General features: G+C 59.5%; 15 protein-coding genes. 8 read left to right on the forward strand and 7 right to left on the reverse strand.

The window, feature by feature from the left end; all coding sequences use genetic code 11:
• The first annotated feature begins 312 nt into the window (after nucleotides 1–312).
• On the forward strand, nucleotides 313–1,824 hold the full coding sequence (locus tag K7H94_RS10915; RefSeq protein WP_058769656.1) for an anion permease: 1,512 nt from the start codon (nucleotides 313–315) through the stop codon (nucleotides 1,822–1,824).
• Between the two features lie 164 nt (nucleotides 1,825–1,988).
• Entirely contained in the window at nucleotides 1,989–3,632 is a 1,644-nt protein-coding gene (gene fumA / locus K7H94_RS10920; protein ID WP_058769655.1) for a class I fumarate hydratase FumA, read from the forward strand.
• Between the two features lie 70 nt (nucleotides 3,633–3,702).
• On the opposite strand, the gene K7H94_RS10925 is transcribed toward fumA, so the two are convergent.
• Nucleotides 3,703–3,867, reverse strand: a complete 165-nt coding sequence (locus tag K7H94_RS10925) for a hypothetical protein (RefSeq protein WP_021506344.1) — start codon at nucleotides 3,865–3,867, stop codon at nucleotides 3,703–3,705.
• Between the two features lie 167 nt (nucleotides 3,868–4,034).
• Nucleotides 4,035–5,555 (reverse strand): acetaldehyde dehydrogenase ExaC, encoded by a 1,521-nt coding sequence (exaC, locus tag K7H94_RS10930; protein WP_021506345.1) that lies wholly within the window; start codon nucleotides 5,553–5,555, stop codon nucleotides 4,035–4,037.
• Between the two features lie 272 nt (nucleotides 5,556–5,827).
• On the opposite strand from exaC, the gene K7H94_RS10935 reads away from it, so the two are divergent.
• On the forward strand, nucleotides 5,828–6,391 hold the full coding sequence (locus K7H94_RS10935; RefSeq protein ID WP_104092835.1) for a class I SAM-dependent methyltransferase: 564 nt from the start codon (nucleotides 5,828–5,830) through the stop codon (nucleotides 6,389–6,391).
• Here K7H94_RS10935 and K7H94_RS10940 read toward each other — a convergent pair.
• Nucleotides 6,379–7,092 (reverse strand): glutamine amidotransferase, encoded by a 714-nt coding sequence (locus K7H94_RS10940; protein WP_222951030.1) that lies wholly within the window; start codon nucleotides 7,090–7,092, stop codon nucleotides 6,379–6,381. The genes K7H94_RS10935 and K7H94_RS10940 overlap by 13 nt on opposite strands.
• Nucleotides 7,093–7,278: 186 nt before the next feature.
• On the opposite strand from K7H94_RS10940, the gene K7H94_RS10945 reads away from it, so the two are divergent.
• Nucleotides 7,279–8,163: a DMT family transporter gene (locus K7H94_RS10945; RefSeq protein WP_222952047.1), complete on the forward strand. Its 885-nt coding sequence runs from the start codon at nucleotides 7,279–7,281 to the stop codon at nucleotides 8,161–8,163.
• A gap of 46 nt (nucleotides 8,164–8,209) precedes the next feature.
• Nucleotides 8,210–9,571 (forward strand): CoA transferase, encoded by a 1,362-nt coding sequence (locus tag K7H94_RS10950; protein ID WP_222951031.1) that lies wholly within the window; start codon nucleotides 8,210–8,212, stop codon nucleotides 9,569–9,571.
• Nucleotides 9,572–9,575: 4 nt separating this feature from the next.
• Here the strand turns inward: K7H94_RS10950 and K7H94_RS10955 are convergent, their stop codons facing one another.
• The 3 genes from K7H94_RS10955 to ghrA are packed head-to-tail and all read right to left on the reverse strand — an operon-like array spanning nucleotide 9,576 to nucleotide 11,856.
• Nucleotides 9,576–10,133, reverse strand: a complete 558-nt coding sequence (locus K7H94_RS10955; protein ID WP_222951032.1) for a TorD/DmsD family molecular chaperone — start codon at nucleotides 10,131–10,133, stop codon at nucleotides 9,576–9,578.
• A gap of 27 nt (nucleotides 10,134–10,160) precedes the next feature.
• Complete coding sequence (locus K7H94_RS10960) at nucleotides 10,161–10,898, reverse strand: phosphatase (protein ID WP_222951033.1); 738 nt, start codon at nucleotides 10,896–10,898, stop codon at nucleotides 10,161–10,163.
• A gap of 19 nt (nucleotides 10,899–10,917) precedes the next feature.
• Nucleotides 10,918–11,856 (reverse strand): glyoxylate/hydroxypyruvate reductase GhrA, encoded by a 939-nt coding sequence (gene ghrA / locus K7H94_RS10965; RefSeq protein ID WP_222951034.1) that lies wholly within the window; start codon nucleotides 11,854–11,856, stop codon nucleotides 10,918–10,920.
• Nucleotides 11,857–12,062: 206 nt separating this feature from the next.
• Here ghrA and treA point away from each other — a divergent pair, with 206 nt between their 5' ends.
• Nucleotides 12,063–13,739: an alpha,alpha-trehalase TreA gene (gene treA / locus K7H94_RS10970; RefSeq protein ID WP_222951035.1), complete on the forward strand. Its 1,677-nt coding sequence runs from the start codon at nucleotides 12,063–12,065 to the stop codon at nucleotides 13,737–13,739.
• 243 nt (nucleotides 13,740–13,982) lie between these two features.
• A complete protein-coding gene (locus K7H94_RS10975) occupies nucleotides 13,983–16,079 on the forward strand; it encodes a TonB-dependent siderophore receptor (protein ID WP_222951036.1) in 2,097 nt (698 codons plus the stop codon).
• Between the two features lie 62 nt (nucleotides 16,080–16,141).
• Here K7H94_RS10975 and K7H94_RS10980 read toward each other — a convergent pair whose 3' ends face one another.
• A complete protein-coding gene (locus K7H94_RS10980; protein ID WP_021506355.1) occupies nucleotides 16,142–16,390 on the reverse strand; it encodes a GlsB/YeaQ/YmgE family stress response membrane protein in 249 nt (82 codons plus the stop codon).
• Nucleotides 16,391–16,574: 184 nt separating this feature from the next.
• Between K7H94_RS10980 and K7H94_RS10985 the strand changes: the two genes are divergently transcribed.
• Entirely contained in the window at nucleotides 16,575–17,309 is a 735-nt protein-coding gene (locus K7H94_RS10985; RefSeq protein ID WP_058757616.1) for a flagellar brake protein, read from the forward strand.
• Nucleotides 17,310–17,313 lie beyond the last annotated feature (4 nt).

Consider the following 17,313-nt stretch of genomic DNA (forward strand, 5'->3'; position numbering starts at 1 on the left):
CTGGCGGTATTTTTGCCGTTCCGTTCACTTTTAACACATATTTTACACCTGTTGGTTCATTTATTACGGCGCAAAACGTTAAAACAAAAAACCCGCTAATAATTTTATTGATCCAGATCAAAATAGATATTTTAATTAATCGCATCATAGCGTCATTCAATTGATAATTCGCGAAGCAAAATTGCAATAACGAAGATTCATGTAAAAGACACTTTAAAACGTCCCGGTTGATCTGCTACAAGCGTTTCGTAACTAAAAAAATCAACCCGACCGGGCCGTCAATCGCATTCCCATAACTTGCAGACCAAAACTATGAATACACAAACAACCCAGAGTGAACCCCTAAAGGCGCCACCTGCCGCACCGGGGAAAAAGAACCGGCTCGTCATGTTGTGCCTGCCGATCGTGGTTGCCGTGCTGTTGCTGCTGGTACCTACCCCTGCCGGGCTGGAGCCGTATGCATGGCACTTCTTCGCCATCTTCGTCGGGGTGATTGTCGGCCTGATCTTCGAACCGCTGCCGGGCGCGGTCATCGGCCTGACCGGTGTGGTGATCATCGCGCTGTTCAGCCAGTACGTGCTGTTCAGCCCGGCAGAACTGGCCGATCCGAAGTTCAAAACGGCCGGACAGGCGTTTAAATGGGCGGTGAGCGGCTTCGGCAACTCCACCGTGTGGCTGATTTTCGGCGCCTTCATGTTTGCCGCCGGCTACGACAAAACCCAGTTCGGTCGCCGCCTGGCGCTGATTCTGGTGAAATATCTCGGCCGTCGCAGCCTGACGCTCGGCTATGCCATCACCTTTGCCGACCTGCTGCTGGCACCGTTTACGCCATCCAACACCGCGCGCAGCGGCGGGACGATCTATCCCATCATTGCCAACCTGCCGCCGCTGTACGGTTCTAAACCTAACGACCCAAGCGCACGCAAAATTGGTTCTTACCTGATGTGGGTTGCTATCACCGCCGCCTGTATCACCAGTTCAATGTTCCTCTCCGCGCTGGCTCCTAACCTGCTGGCGCTGGCGCTGGTAAAAAGCGTGGTTGGCTTTGATATCTCGTGGGGCATGTGGTTCCTCGCCTTCCTGCCGCTGGGTATCCTGCTGATTCTCACCATGCCGCTGCTGGCTTACTGGCTCTATCCACCAGAAGTGAAAGTGAATGACGAAGTGCCACGCTGGGCTAAAGCCGAGCTGGAGAAACTGGGTCCGCTGTCGCGCAATGAAATTCTGCTGCTGGTGTTCGTGGTCGCTGCGCTGATGATGTGGATCTTCGCCACTGCGTGGATTGAACCGGCGATGGCCGCCCTGCTGGTTATCGTGCTGATGCTGTGGACCGGCGTGCTGAACTGGAACGACATCACCAGCAACAAAGCCGCCTGGAACACCTTCGCCTGGTTTGCCACGCTGGTCGCACTGGCTGATGGTCTGGCGCGCGTGGGCTTCATCGCCTGGCTGGGTAAAGAGGGTGCGCTGCTGCTGCACGGCTACGACCCGCAGGTGTCCGCGGTGGTACTGCTGGTCGCCTTCTACCTGCTGCACTATCTGTTCGCCAGCACCACGGCGCACACCACTGCCCTGCTGCCTGCCATGCTGACCATTGCCGCCTCGATTCCGGGCATCAACATGCCGGTGTTCTGCCTGATGATGTGTACCTCACTGGGTGTGATGGGCATTATCACCCCGTACGGCACGGGCCCAAGCCCGATTTACTACGGTAGCGGCTACCTGCCAACTAAAGACTACTGGCGTCTCGGTACCATCTTTGGTGCCCTGTTCCTGGTGGCGCTGATGGTCATTGCCTACCCGTGGATGGTGATGATGTTCTGATGATGTTGCTTTGATGTTAAAAACGCAGCCGCGTAATAACGTTAAAGTGGTATGATACTCGCCAGTCAGCTCTTGCCGCGGACTGGCGAGAGAAAATCGAATAACAGATCGCCTAATTTGTCGCCCGTCATGCTGGCGGGCAACACGAAGCTAAGTGAGCCAACATGTCGAACAAACCCTTCTACTACCAGAATCCCTTTCCTCTCGCCAAAGATGATACCGAGTACTATCTGCTGAGCCGCGACCATGTTTCGGTGGCCAACTTTGACGGCGAAGAAGTCCTGAAAGTCGACCCGAAAGCGCTGACGCTGCTGGCGCAGCAGGCGTTCCACGATGCCTCTTTTATGCTGCGCGCCTCACATCAGCAGCAGGTGGCGTCGATTCTGGCGGACGATGAAGCCAGCCAGAACGACAAATACGTGGCGCTGCAGTTCCTGCGCAACTCCGAAATCGCCGCCAAAGGCGTGCTGCCAACCTGCCAGGACACCGGTACCGCCATCATCATGGGTAAAAAAGGCCAGCGCGTCTGGACCGGCGGCGGCGATGAAGCCGCGCTGTCTCAGGGCGTTTACAACACCTTTATCGAAGATAACCTGCGCTACTCGCAGAATGCGCCGCTCGATATGTACAAAGAGGTCAATACCGGCACCAACCTGCCGGCGCAGATCGATCTCTACAGCGTTGACGGCGACGAATACAAATTCCTGTGCATCGCCAAAGGTGGCGGTTCTGCTAACAAAACCTATCTGTACCAGGAAACCAAAGCGCTGATCACACCAGCGAAGCTGAAAAACTACCTGATCGATAAAATGATGTCGCTCGGCACGGCGGCCTGTCCGCCGTACCACATCGCGTTTGTCATCGGCGGCACTTCCGCTGAGAGCACGCTGAAAACCGTGAAACTGGCGTCAACCCACTATTATGATTCGCTGCCGACCGAAGGCAACGAACACGGTCAGGCGTTCCGTGACGTGCAGCTGGAACAGGAACTGCTGGAAGCCTCGCAGAAACTCGGCCTCGGCGCGCAGTTTGGTGGTAAATATTTTGCTCACGATATCCGCGTGGTGCGTCTGCCGCGTCACGGCGCATCCTGCCCGGTAGGCATGGGCGTTTCCTGCTCGGCTGACCGCAACATCAAAGCCAAAATTAACCGCGAAGGCATCTGGATCGAGAAGCTGGAAGACAACCCAGGCCGCTATATCCCGGAAGCGCTGCGTCAGCAGGGTGAAGGCGAAGTGGTCAGCGTCGATCTCAATCGCCCGATGAGCGAGATCCTCGCCCAGCTCTCCGCTTACCCGGTGGCAACGCGTCTGTCGCTGAACGGCACCATCATCGTGGCACGTGATATTGCGCACGCCAAACTGAAAGAGCGCATCGACAACGGCGAAGGTCTACCGCAGTACATCAAAGATCATCCGGTGTACTATGCGGGCCCGGCGAAAACGCCGGAAGGTTACGCGTCCGGTTCACTCGGTCCGACCACCGCCGGCCGCATGGACTCCTACGTCGATCTGCTGCAGGCTAACGGCGGCAGCATGGTGATGCTGGCCAAAGGTAACCGCAGCCAGCAGGTCACCGATGCCTGCCATAAACACGGCGGCTTCTATCTGGGCAGTATTGGCGGCCCGGCGGCGGTGCTGGCGCAGCAAAGCATTAAGAGTCTGGAGTGCGTGGAGTATGCCGAACTGGGCATGGAAGCGATCTGGAAAATTGAAGTGGAGAACTTCCCGGCGTTCATCCTGGTGGATGACAAAGGCAATGACTTCTTCCAGCAGATCCACAACCAGTGTGCTGCCTGCGTGAAATAAGCCGGCCAGCAATAAAAAAATCCGCGGCGTAAAAGCTGCGGATTTTTTTGTCTGCCAGCCCCTGCTGCGCTCACACACCGCGCAGCTGCACGTCCAGCAACAGATCGGCATCGTCGTCGTTCTGGCCAATCACGTAGATCGCCTGGCGGCCCGGCAGATTTACGGTAATGATATTCTCTTCGACCGCATCCAGCACTTCGTCGTGCTGCTCCTGAAAGTGGTACAGGGTGTTCATCTTCTCTCCTTAAAAACGGTGCGTTACTGTATAAACTCACGTCTCTTAATATCGACAAGACGCGTCTTAATAACAGGGGGAATAATCTGTTTTTTCTGTCAGCACTGTGACAGGGCTGTGTGACGTTGCCATGAAGGCGGCAGCGGCGCGCACCGCTGCCGGTTAAATCAGAAAAAGCCGAGAGGTTGCGTACTGTAGCTGACCAGCAGATTTTTGGTCTGCTGATAGTGATCGAGCATCATTTTGTGGGTTTCACGGCCAATACCGGATTTTTTATAGCCGCCAAACGCGGCGTGCGCCGGATAGAGGTGATAGCAGTTGGTCCAGACGCGACCGGCTTTAATCGCGCGACCTACGCGGTAAGCACGGTTAATATCGCGCGTCCACACGCCCGCACCGAGGCCGTAAATCGAATCGTTGGCGATGGCAATCGCTTCCGCTTCGTCTTTAAAGGTCAGCACGCCGACCACCGGTCCGAAAATCTCCTCCTGGAAGACGCGCATGCTGTTATCGCCTTTCAGCAGCGTCGGCTGAATGTAGTAACCGCTGGCAAACGCCTCACCGATTTTCTCCACCCCGCCGCCGTGCAGCACCTGCGCGCCCTCCTGCTGAGCAATCTCCAGGTAAGAGAGAATTTTGTCGAACTGCTGCTGCGACGCCTGCGCGCCGATCATGGTCTCGGTATCGAGCGGATCGCCACGTTTAATGGTCTGGATGCGCTTCATCACCGCCGCCATAAACGGCTCAAAAATCGACTCCTGCACCAGCGCGCGTGACGGACAGGTACAGACTTCGCCCTGATTGAGGAAGCCCAGCACCACGCCTTCGGCCGCTTTTTCGATGAAGCTCTCCTCCGCCTGCATGATGTCTTCGAAGAAAATGTTGGGCGACTTGCCGCCCAGCTCGACGGTGGACGGGATCAGGCTTTTTGCCGCCAGCTCAAGAATGTGGCCGCCGGTGGCGGTCGATCCGGTAAAAGCGATTTTGGCGATACCCGGATGCGAAGCCAGCGCCTCGCCGGCCTCTTTGCCGTAGCCGTGCACCACGTTAATCACGCCCGGCGGCACCAGGTCTTTAATCAGCTCCATCAACAGGGTGATGGAGAGCGGCGTCTGTTCGGCGGGCTTCAGCACCACGCAGTTACCGGCACCCAGCGCCGGCGCCAGTTTCCACGCCGCCATCAGCAGCGGGAAGTTCCACGGAATAATTTGTCCGACGACCCCAAGCGGCTCATGAAAGTGGTAGGCGGCGGTGAATTCGTCGATCTCTGCCGCGGTGCCTTCCTGGGCGCGCACGCAGCCGGCAAAGTAGCGGAAGTGGTCAACCGCCAGCGGCAAATCAGCCGCCAGGGTTTCACGCACCGGCTTACCGTTATCCCAGGTTTCATTGACCGCGATGGCTTCCAGATTGGCTTCCAGCCGGTCGGCAATTTTCAGCAGCAGCAGCGAACGCGCCTGCGGCGAGGTTTTGCCCCATGCGTCCGCAGCGGCCTGTGCGGCGGCGACAGCGTTGTCGATATCCTGTTTATCCGAGCGCGGGAATTCGCCGATGGTCGAGCCGTTGATCGGCGTGGTGTTAACAAAATAGTTACCGTTCACCGGCGGAACAAATTCGCCGTTGATGAAATTGCCATAACGCGATTGCAGATGGATGAGAGAACCGGTTTCTCCCGGAGCAGCGTAACGCATGGTGTTTCTCCTTGCGGGACAGAGTGGCGATTAACAACATTTAAACTTGTAATTAACATTGAGCGAACAATGCCAGCCTGTCAGATCGCTCAGCGGGAAACTGTGACCGCATCGAAGGAAAAGAGGGCATTAAGAAACGGCCCTGCCGTCACGCCATAACCTGCGCCTGTCGCAGACAGATAATTCCGAGTTTGGCCATAAGCGTGATGAAAAGCGGAACATGTGCGATTTGTGCGGTCAATATGAAGCAGACCCGTGAACAGGAGAACAAGATGCTGGCTTCAGCCCTGATGGTAATGCGCGCCAAAGCGAACTTCGTTCAGCAATTTATCCGCAATCCGCGCAAAATGGGCAGCATCACGCCCTCTTCAGCCGCCCTGTGTCGCGCCATGTGTGAAACGGTCAACTGGGAGCACAGCCTGCGCATTGCCGAGCTGGGCGCCGGCGACGGCGTGCTGACCCGTCATCTGCTGGCACATATGGCACCGCAGGCGCAGCTGGATGTGTTTGAAATCAGTCCCGAACTGGTAAAAGGGTTACGCCGCTGGAACGATGCGCGCATGCAGGTGCGCGCCTGCTCGGCAGAATATCTGTCCGGGGAGTACGACGTGATTTTTTCCGGCCTGCCGCTGCTGTCGCTGTCGCCCGCAACGCGCGACGCCATTCTCAGCGCGGTGCATGAAGGACTGGGGCCGCGCGGCGTGTTTGTCCAGTTTCAATACACCTCGCTGACGCAGCCCAGCCTGTCACGCTACTTTACCTGGCAGCGCCAGCGGGTGCTGAAAAATATGCCACCCGCCTGGGTTTATCGCTGTACGCGGCATTACGCGCCCTGAGCCTGCGCCTGCGGGCGCGTTTGCTGCCAGAAACGCTGCAGCAGCTCGCGCGCCCAGTCTTCGCCTGACAGCTGCACGCCATCATCGCTGACGCCGGAAGGCAGACAGGCGGTCATGATGTTATGGTCGAACTCCGGATGGAACTGCACTGACAGCGCCTGCGGCGAATAGCGCAGGATCTGGCAACCATCCAGCGCTGAACGCGCCAGCACCTGTGCCTGCGGCGGCGGTACCAGCACCGACTGGCGGTGCGACAACCACGCCGGGAAGGCCTCCGGCAACTGTGCCAGCCACGGATCGCGGTGCGGGGTGCGCGTCAGGGTTTTCAGCCCGCGCTCCCAGCCGTTCGGGTTATCACCCACTTTACCGCCCAGCGCATAGGCCATCAGCTGATGACCATAGCAAACGCCGAGCAGCGGCAGTTGCGCGTCGATGGCCGCACGAATCCAGGCGGCGGTGCGCTCGCTCCAGTCGGCGTGATCGGTTACCATCGCCCACGAACCGCTGAAAATCGCGCCGCTGATGCCAGAGAAAGCCGGCAGCTCTTCCCCGAGATGCGGCCGCACAATGACATAATCATCCGGCTGTAGCGCCAGGGCTGTAATAAACCACTGCGGTTGTTCACCAATTTTTGCCACAACCTGCGGCGGCGGCGTTTCGAGTTGAATCAAAGCAAGGGGTAAGGTGCGGGTCTGTGTCATGCCGAATACGGTCCTCAAATGATCGTGTTTCGGACATCCACTCTGACAGTAAATTTGCCCTCTGTCCTGGATTTTTCGGCATAAGCTAATGCCATTACGAAAAAAAGCGTCGCCCGCGTGCGCCAACCGATCGCCTTCGTGCCATCATTAGACGGTGACAACATCGATAAAACAAAGGACAGCAGCGTGGCGGTGCGGCATTTTTTTCTGGTTCTGATGGTGGTGTGCATCTGGGCGTTCAATAACGTAGCGATAAAGTGGGGATTGCTGGAACTTCCGCCGCTGTTTCTGACCTGGATGCGCTTTGTGGTGGTGGCTATCGTGCTGGTGCCGTTTTGCCGCATCACGCGCGCCCAGCTGCCGTGGCTGCTGACGCTGGCGTTTACCTTTGGCTTCATGCACTTTTCGCTGCTGTTTGTCGGCATGCGCTATACCGATGCCGGCACCGGCGCCATTGTGGTCCAGCTGGGTACGCCGATTGCCATGCTGCTGGCGATGGTGGTGCTGAAGGAGAAACTGCGGCTGGTGCAGCTGTGCGGTATCGCCATCTCGCTGGCCGGGGTGGTGGTGCTCTCCGGCAGCCCGACAATTCCGGCGTGGTGGGTGCTGTGTATTCTGCTGTGCAGCGCCACTGGCTGGGCGGTGAGCAACATGATTGTGAAAAAGTCACCGCCGATTAAACCGCTGACGCTTACCGGCTGGATCTCCTTCCTTGCGGTGCCGATTGTCGGTACGGCCTCGTGGCTGACTGAATCGCAGCAGTTTACCGCGCTGAGCCACGCTGGCTGGCGCGGCTGGTTTGGCATCCTGTACAGCGCCCTCGCCTCATCGATTGTCGCCTACACGCTGTGGTACGCGCTGCTGAAAAAATATAACGTCAACCTGATCATGCCCTACTCGCTGCTGACGCCGGTGCTGGCGGTACTGATGGGCGTGCTGGTGCTGGGCGACAGCATGAACAGCTTCAAAATTCTGGGTGCGTCGCTGGTGGTGCTGGGGACGGCGATTGCGGTGATTAACCTGCGTAACCTGCGTATGCATGCCCGCTTTCCGCGTCTGCGCCGCCGCTGATCCACTCTGCTATGCTTGAAGCTCGCGTGTTTTCCGGAGGTTTAGCATGGATTCTCAACGCGCTGCCGCATTGTGGCAGCAACTGTGGCAGGGATTGCGGGGTGCGGAACACGCGCCGACGATCCACTTTCTTCAGACCGACAGCTTCCCCTCGGCTTTTGCCGTTAGTGAACTCGCCGCCACCAGCATCGGCCTCGCCAGCCAGGCGCTGAGCGATCTGCTGGAGCGTCCGGCCCCGGTCAGCGTCAACGTCCGCCTGGCCTCGCGCTGGTTTCAACACAGCCTGACGCCGCTGAACCGTCCGCCAGCCGCCCAGTGGGATGCGCTGGCCGGTGACTATCCGTGCGAGGATGGCTGGATCCGCCTGCACACCAACGCACCGCATCATCGCGCCGCCATGGCACGCGTGCTGGGCGAGCACGCCGATCGGTCATCGCTGGCGGCGGTGGTGGCACGCTGGCAGGGACACGCGCTGGAGCAGGCCGTGGTCGACGCCGGCGGCTGTGCCGCCTGGATGCGCAGCGCACAGCAGTGGCAGCAGCACGCGCAGGGGCTGGCGGTAAGCGATGAAGCGCTGATTGCCCAACGGGCAACCGGCGAAGCGCCCACGCCGGGCTGGGCGCTGCTGCCGGCGCGACCGCTGCTGGGCGTGCGGGTGCTGGATCTGACGCGCATCATTGCCGGACCGGTAGCGACCCGCTTTCTGGCCAGCCTCGGCGCGCAGGTGCTGCGCATCGATCCGCCCGGCTGGCGTGAACCGACGCTGGAAGAGGAGATCAACTGCGGCAAACGCTGCGCGCAGCTGGATATCAAAACCCGCGCCGGGCGCGATCGGCTGATTACGCTGCTACAGCATGCGGATGTGCTGGTGCACGGCTACCGCGCGGACGCACTGGAAAAGCTGGGGCTGGATGCGGAGAGCCGTCAGCGGCTGGCGCCGGGGCTGGTGGATGTCAGCCTCAACGCCTGGGGCTGGCACGGGCCGTGGCGCAACCGGCGCGGTTTTGACAGCCTGGTGCAGATGGCCTGCGGCATCGCCGAACAGGGTATGCGCTGGCAGGCAGGCGTTAAACCGACGCCGCTGCCGGTGCAGGCGCTGGATCACGCCACCGGCTATATGATGGCGGCCGCGGTGCTGGAAGGATTACGCCAGCGCCGAATTAACGGCACCGGCTGGCAGGCGCGTTTGTCGCTGGCGCGTACCGCGCTGCTGCTTCAGCAGCACGGCGCAGCGCCACAAGGCGAACAGCGTGGCATTACGCCGCAGCCGCACGATGCGCTGAGCGCGCTGGAGATCAATCGCTGGGGGATTGGCGAGCGCCTGCGCGCCGCGGCTTATCTGCCCGGTACGCCGATGCTGTGCGCGGCACCGGCGCAGCTGCCCGGCAGCAGCCATCCCTGCTGGTGACGACTCAGGCGTCGTCGCCCTCTTCACGCAGTTCGTCATACATCGCCTGAATCGCCTCACGGCTCAGCGCCGCCAGCGTGCGATAAAACGCGGTGGTGGCGTGGGCTTCCACTTTACCGAGGAAGGCACCGCACCACGGCAGCAGGTAGTCATCGAACAGCGCCAGCTGTGCTGCCGCCTCATCTTCCGCAGACTGATCTTCCAGCCAGGAGGCCGCCAGCAGCAGCACGCCAAAGTGATCGGCCGGCGACTCGCTCAGTGGCATACCGCGTGAGGTTAAAAACGCCCGCACCTCGGCTTCCTGCGGTCCGTTCGCCCACTGTGAGGCGTACGGCGGTACGCTGCAGTCGCTGCCGACGAACAGCGCATTGTAATCCGCCGCCAGCGCCTGTGGATCGCTATTCTGCTGCAGCCGGGTCAGCAGTTCATCCTGCTCCAGCGGCCACTGATCTTTCAGTTTGCCTTCGCGCAGCAGGGTGAACAGCGGCACCAGCAGCGGGTCCTGCGGCTGGCGATTAAACAGCGAGCCGATGACGCGGCAGAGAATGGAAAACTCATTCATGCAACAGAATTCCTTGAGGCAAAAAAGTTAAAAGTCGGCAAATTCCGCAATGTGTTTGCCGGTGCGCTGTTCGAGAAAGTCGAGCAGGCGACGCGGCGTGACATTTAACACGCGATCCTGCGGAAAATCCACTTCGCGCGTAATACGCAGGCAGTGTTCGAAATCACCGAGCGTAAAGGCGGTGTGCGAATCGGAGCCAAACGCCAGCTGGCCACCGGCGTCACGCACCGCTTCCGCAATCGCGCGGCAGTTAGGTTCACTGCCCGGACGCGAATGGGTGAACGACGAGTTGTTGATCTCCAGCGCCACATCGTAGTGCGCGGCGGCTTCCGCGATGGCGCGAATATCCACCGGGAATTTTGGGTTGCCCGGATGGCTGATGATGTGCACCAGTCCGCTGGCCATGGTGGCGATCATCGCTTCGGTGTGGTGAGCCTTGTCGCGCGGCGCATAGACCGGCTCGTGGAAGCCAGCGACGATCAGATCCAGCGCATCCAGCATCGGCCCGCTGCAATCAATCTCACCCTGCTGATTTTTGATGTTGGCTTCAATGCCGCGCAGCACGCCGACGCCGTCAATCACGCGCGGCCAGATGCGCATATTCACAAAATGCCAGTAGTGCGGCGCATCGGCCATGTCCGGCCCGTGATCGGTAATGGCGAACAGCTTCAGGCCGTTCTGTTTCGCCTGAGCGACGTAATCGTGCAGCGTGCTGTAAGCATGAGTGCTGGCCACGGTGTGCATATGTAAATCGACGGGATACATCCTCTTCTCCTCTGCTGAATTAATAGCCGCGCTGGCGATCGACCAGACCGCGCGGCTGTTGGCCCTGCTCCAGTGCCGTGATGGCACCGGCGATATAGTCCATCGCCTCATGCGGCAAGGTGGTGGCGGCATTATGCGGAGTAATCATGACATGTGGATGAGACCACAGCGGACTCGCGGCCGGCAGCGGTTCCACCTGGAATACGTCCAGCGCTGCGGCGGCCAGCTGACCGCTCTCCAGCGCCGCCAGCAGATCGGCCTCCACCACGTGCGCACCGCGCGCGAGATTGAGGAAACAGGCACCGTGCGGTAGCGCGCTAAGAAACGCGCTATCGATCAGATTGCTGGTTTCCGGCGTAGCGGGCAGCAAATCAATTAATACCTGACTGTCAGCGAGAAAATCCGCCAGCTGGTCGCGGCCGTGAAAAGTGGTGACACCGGCAATCTGCTTCGGCGAGCGGCTCCAGCAGCGCAGCGGGAAGCCCCACTGGCGCAGGCTCTCCAGCACGCTGCGGCCAAGCACGCCTGCCCCCAGCACGCCAATGGTAAAATCAGCACGTTCGCGGTCCGGCAGCGGCTGCCACAGCGCCTGTCGCTGCTGCTGGTGATAGTCGGCGAAGCGGCGGAACCAGCCCAGCACGCACCAGTTCGCATACTCCTGCATCTGGCGTGCCATGCCAGTGTCTTCCAGCCGGTAGAGCGGCACCGCGTCAGCCAGCATCTCAGGGTGCGTGCGCAGCTGCCGCAAAATTTCGTCCACGCCGGCCCCCATGGCGAATACGCCACGCAGCGCCCGTCCCGCCAGCATCTCCACCGGCGGCGATCGCACAATGGCGTAGTCGGCGGGCGCACTGTCGCCCGGCTGCCACTGGCGGATGCGCACCGCCGGCAGACGCTGGCGCATGCCGTCCAGCCACGGCTGCGGATTCAGCGACGGGTGATACCAGATGATCTCCATACTGCTCTCCTTTTTTTCTTTCAGCCTCAGTCAAATAGCGGCGCAGGGCAAGTAAAAACCCGCGCCGCACCGCAATTTTCCGGCGATTAATCGCGAAGGCTTCACATTTCCGCCGCTGCAAAAGGCTAAGCGGCGCGTTAACGTCTAAAGTTGTTCGGGTGGTCAATGCGTTAGCGCACCACCTTTTCGGACAAGGAGAAAAACCGATGATAAAAAATGTAGTGTTTACGCCTGCGCGTCTTACTCTGTTGCTCAGCGCGGCGCTGCTGAGCGCGTCTGCTGTGCACGCTGAGGATAACAGCCGCATGCTCAGCGCCCAGCCGCAGCCGCCGGATGTGCGACTCGGCCCACTATTCAGTGCCGTGCAGCAGGCCAGATTTTATCCGGACCAGAAAACCTTTGCCGATGCGGTCCCCAAATATGACCCGGCGTCGATTCTCGCCGACTGGCAGATGCAGAAAAATCAGCGTAATTTCGATCTCAGGCGCTTCGTGGACACCAACTTCATCCTGCCCAAAGCGCAGGATAAATACGTGCCGCCCGCCGGCCAGAGCCTGCGCGCGCACATTAATGGCCTGTGGCCGGTGCTGACGCGCAGCACGCCAACGGCCAGCCAGTACGATTCGCTGCTGCCACTGCCGAAACCGTACGTGGTGCCGGGCGGGCGTTTCCGCGAAGTCTATTACTGGGACAGCTACTTCACCATGCTCGGGCTGGCAGAGAGCGGCCACTGGGATCGGGTGCAGGATATGGTGGACAACTTCGCCAGCGAGCTGGACAAGTACGGCCACATCCCTAACGGTAACCGCAGCTATTATCTCAGCCGCTCGCAGCCGCCGTTCTTCAGCCTGATGGTGGATTTGCTGGCCAGCCACAAGGGAGACGACGTCTACCGCCAGTATCTGCCACAGCTGCAAAAAGAGTATGACTACTGGATGGCGGACAGCGACAAGGTGGCTGCCGGCCAGGCGAGCAAGCGCGTGGTGAAACTGAGCGACGGCACCCTGCTCAATCGCTACTGGGATGACCGTGACGTGCCGCGCACCGAATCCTGGCTGGACGATGTCAACACCGCGAAAAAAGCGCCTGAGCGCAGTAAACAGCAGGTGTATCGCGATCTGCGCGCGGGCGCCGCCTCGGGCTGGGACTTCAGCTCTCGCTGGTTCACCGATGCGCACAATCTGGCCTCGATTCGCACCACCCAGCTGGCCCCGGTTGACCTCAACAGCCTGCTGTTCCACCTGGAGCAGACGCTGGCGAAAGCCGCGAAGCTGGCAAAGCAGAATGACAAAGCGCAGCAGTTTGCGGCGGATGCAGAGAAGCGCCAGGCGGCGATCAATCGTTACCTGTGGGATGACAAACAGGGCTGGTATGCCGACTACGATGTCCAGAAAAAGCAGGTGCACAATCAGCTCACCGCCGCCACGCTGTTCCCGCTGTATATGCAGCTGGCGGGCGACAAACAGGCGGAACGCACCGCTGCCGCAGTGGAAAAACAGCTGCTGAAACCAGGCGGGCTGGTCACCACGACGGTAAACAACGGCCAGCAGTGGGATGCGCCTAACGGCTGGGCCCCGCTGCAGTGGGTAGCGGTCGAAGGTCTGGAGCACTACAAGCAGAACCAGCTGGCACAGCAGATCGGTCAGCGCTTCCTGCAAAATGTGCAGCAAACTTACGATCGCGAGCACAAGCTGGTCGAGAAGTATGTGGTCGACGGTGCCCAACTGGGCGGTGGTGGCGGCGGTGAGTATCCGCTGCAGGACGGCTTTGGCTGGACCAACGGCGTAACGCTGAAGCTGCTGGATAAGTATTGTCCGAAAGATAAAACCTGTAATAGCACGCGCGACATCCCCTCAATGCCGACGCTAAACGCGGCGAAATAACCCTGACGTCAGGTGCGCCGCCGTGCGCACCTGCTTCTCAGGCCCGATGCCACAGCCAGGCGATGACCATGCCCGGCGCTGCGGCATCCCCTGCGCATCACACTTTTCCATTACTTATCTTTTACATCTTGAAACACCCCTTACTAAAAGATAATAATTCTTAATCTTAAAATGACTCTTTTTCTCATCATTAACCGCCGCGCTGGTGTGGTGCGGCTTTTGTTCTCAGCCAAAGGAATCATTATGACCGCGCTGTTCCCCCTCAACCGTGGCCGGCTGCTGTGCGCGCTGGCGCTGGCGTTTCCGGCACTCGGCGTAGCCGAACCCTCTCTGGTGGTCACCGCACAGCCGCAGGAGAGCGCCACCTCGCCCACGGCGGGCTATCTCGCCACCCGCAGCGGCGCCACGAAAAGCGATCGTCCACTCGTCACCACGCCGCAGTCCATTTCCGTGGTGACGCGTCAGCAGATTGACGATCAGGGCGCGCAGGATCTGAACCAGGCGCTGGGCTATACCCCGGGGGTTTTCACCAACTTTGGTGGCGCGGCCACGCGTTACGACACCATTTCGCTGCGTGGTTTCCACGGCGGTGACGTCGACAACACTTTCCTTGACGGTCTGCGCGTGATGAGCGACGGCGGCAGCTTCAACATCCTGCAGGTGGATAACTGGTTCCTTGACCGCATCGACGTAATTAAAGGCCCCTCTTCTGCCCTTTATGGTCAGACGGTGCCAGGCGGGCTGGTGAACATGGTCACGAAGCGGCCGCAGTTTGCTTCACAGGGCCATTTACGCTTCGCCACCGGCAGCAATGCCAGTAACAGCGCCGCCTTTGATTACACCGACGCGATTAACGATCAATGGGCGTACCGCCTGACCGGCATCACGCGCAACAGCGATACCCAGTACGACCACACGCGCGAAGAGAAATACGCGCTGTCACCCCAGCTGCTGTGGCAGCCGGATGAAGACACCAGCCTGCTGCTGCGTGCTTATCTGCAAAAAGATCCCTCAGGCGGCTATCACGGCTCGGTGCCGGCGGAAGGCACGCTGTACAGCCACAATGGCCGCTGGCTGAGCGACGGCTTTTATGAGGGCGACAGCGCGCTGGATCAGTTCAAACGTCATGAGCAGATTTACGGCTACGACTTCTCGCACCGTTTCGATGAAGTATGGTCGGTGCACAGCACCGGCAGCTACAGCCATTCCAGCGTGGCGCTCGACCAGGTGTACCAGATTGGCTGGAACAGCGACAATCCGGACCTGCTCAATCGCTACTACTCCGGTGAGCGCTCTTCGCTCAGCGCGTGGGCGACCGATAACCAGCTGCAGGCGGAGTTTGCCAGCGGTGCGCTGCAGCATCGCGTCACGCTTGGCGCGGAGTATCACCGCTACAAAAATGATCTGAGCGACGCCAGCGGCGCCGCCTCACCGCTGAATGCCTGGAGCGGCGAGGCCATCGGCAGCCAGCCGGATTACCTCTGGACAGCGCAGACGCGCCGCTACTATCAGAGCGGCCTCTATCTGCAGGATGAGTTGGCGTGGCAGCGCTGGCATCTGGATCTGTCTGGTCGCTATGACCGCATCGTGTCAGAGAATGGCAATAGTCGTCGTCAGGACGATCACGTCAGCGGCCGCGCCGCGCTGCTGTACGCCTTTGATAATGGCGTGTCGCCGTACGTCAGCTGGAGCCAGGCGATTACCCCGGCTTCGCTGACCGATCCCGATGGGAATCAGCTGAAACCGACCACCTCAGAGCAGTATGAAGCCGGGGTGAAATACCAGCCGAACGGCACGCGCGATCTCTACAGCGTGGCCCTGTACGATCTGACACAGAACGATGTGGCCAACCGTAACGTGCAGGACGGCACCTATACCCCGTCCGGCAAAGTGCATGCGCAGGGCATTGAACTGGAGGCGCGCAGCCAGCTGACCGAACGGTTCAGCACCATTGCCGGTTATACGCTCAACCATCTGCGCTTTAAGGATTCCGTGGACGGCAACGATGGCCATACGCCGTACGTCACGCCAAATAGCATGGCGTCGCTGTGGGGGCATTATCAGTTTGATTACGGCCTGAGCGCGGGTGCCGGGGTGCGCTATATTGGCCGCCAGTGGGCCGATAACGAAAACACCACCCGTTTGCCGTCGGTGACCCTGTTTGACGCTTCGCTGCGCGCCGATCTGGGCGCGTGGCAGCCGAACCTGAAAGGTGCCTGGCTGCAGCTGAATGCCCGCAATCTGACGGATAAAAAGTATCTGGCAGCCTGCTACGGCACCGGTTACTGCTATCGCGGCGCGGAGCGGACGCTGACCGCCACAATCGGCTACGATTTCTGACGACATAAAAAAATCCGCAGCCCCGGACGGGACTGCGGATCTTGTTGAATCGTGATTTGGCGTCAGCTGCGGACTTTACGGTAGATCCACAGCACCACAATGGCACCGATCACCGCGACCACAAAGCTGCCAAAATTGAAGCCGTCGACCCGGCCAAAGCCGAACAGGGTACTGATCCAGCCGCCCACCACCGCACCGACAATCCCGAGTACCACGGTCAAAATAAATCCGCCGCCATCTTTACCTGGCATGATCCATTTAGCGATAATCCCGGCAATCAGACCAAAAATAATCCATGAAAGAATACCCATTTGCTGCTCCTTACGTTATGAATCAAGGTGTTCATCGCGCTAAGTATAGCCGGGAATTTTTTCTCTGCTACATCAACATCATGATGAATTCGTTCACGCCGGCTAAAGCTTTTACCGCCCCGGTCGATAACCGACGAAGAGCAGTGGCACTCGTAAAATAGCAATCGGACAGGTGGAGCAGGACGTGAAAGACGCCGATAAAGAACAATATCTCAAGCGCGGTACGCTAGCGGTGTTGAACGTGATGAAGGATTTGTTGCGTTATCAAACCCTGCTGATGGTCAATTTCTCCCGTGGTCAGTTCATCAGCCGGCTGCTGGCCGCGGATGAAGATCGGGTGATTTTTGATCTCGGCAGCAACGCGCTGGACAATGATTTGGCACTGCAGGGTGGCGAAGTGAATATTGCGGCCGAAACCCACGGTGCCAAAGTGGAGTTTGGGCTGCAGGGATTAACCCGCATCGATTATGACGGCCTGCCCGCCTTTGCCGCCGCGCTGCCCGACCTGGTGTGGCAGATTCAGCGCCGGGAGTTCTTTCGCGTCAACGCGCCGCTCGAACCAGTATTCTACTGCCACAGCCAGTGGCCGGACGGCAGCACCGCGCGCTTTCGCCTGCAGGATCTGTCGCTTGGCGGCGTCGGCGTGTTGCTGGATGAGGCGCTGCCGGAAGGTCTTAACCGTGGCGATACCTTCAAAAAGCTGCGCGTTGAGCTGGGCGAATATGGCCAGTTCGAAGTGACCGCACAGCTGCTGCACATCGGCGAGCGCAGCACCGTGACCAGCAAGAACGAAACCCGCATCACGCCGCGGCTTAGCTTCCGTTTTACCGCCATCGAACCGGTGCAGGAGCGTCAGCTGCAGCAGGTGATTTTTGCGCTGGAACGGCTGGCGCGCGACAAGGCCAATCGCTTCCAGTAAACCG

The sequence above is a fragment of the Pantoea dispersa genome (assembly GCF_019890955.1).
GTDB classification, from domain to species: Bacteria; Pseudomonadota; Gammaproteobacteria; order Enterobacterales; family Enterobacteriaceae; genus Pantoea; species Pantoea dispersa.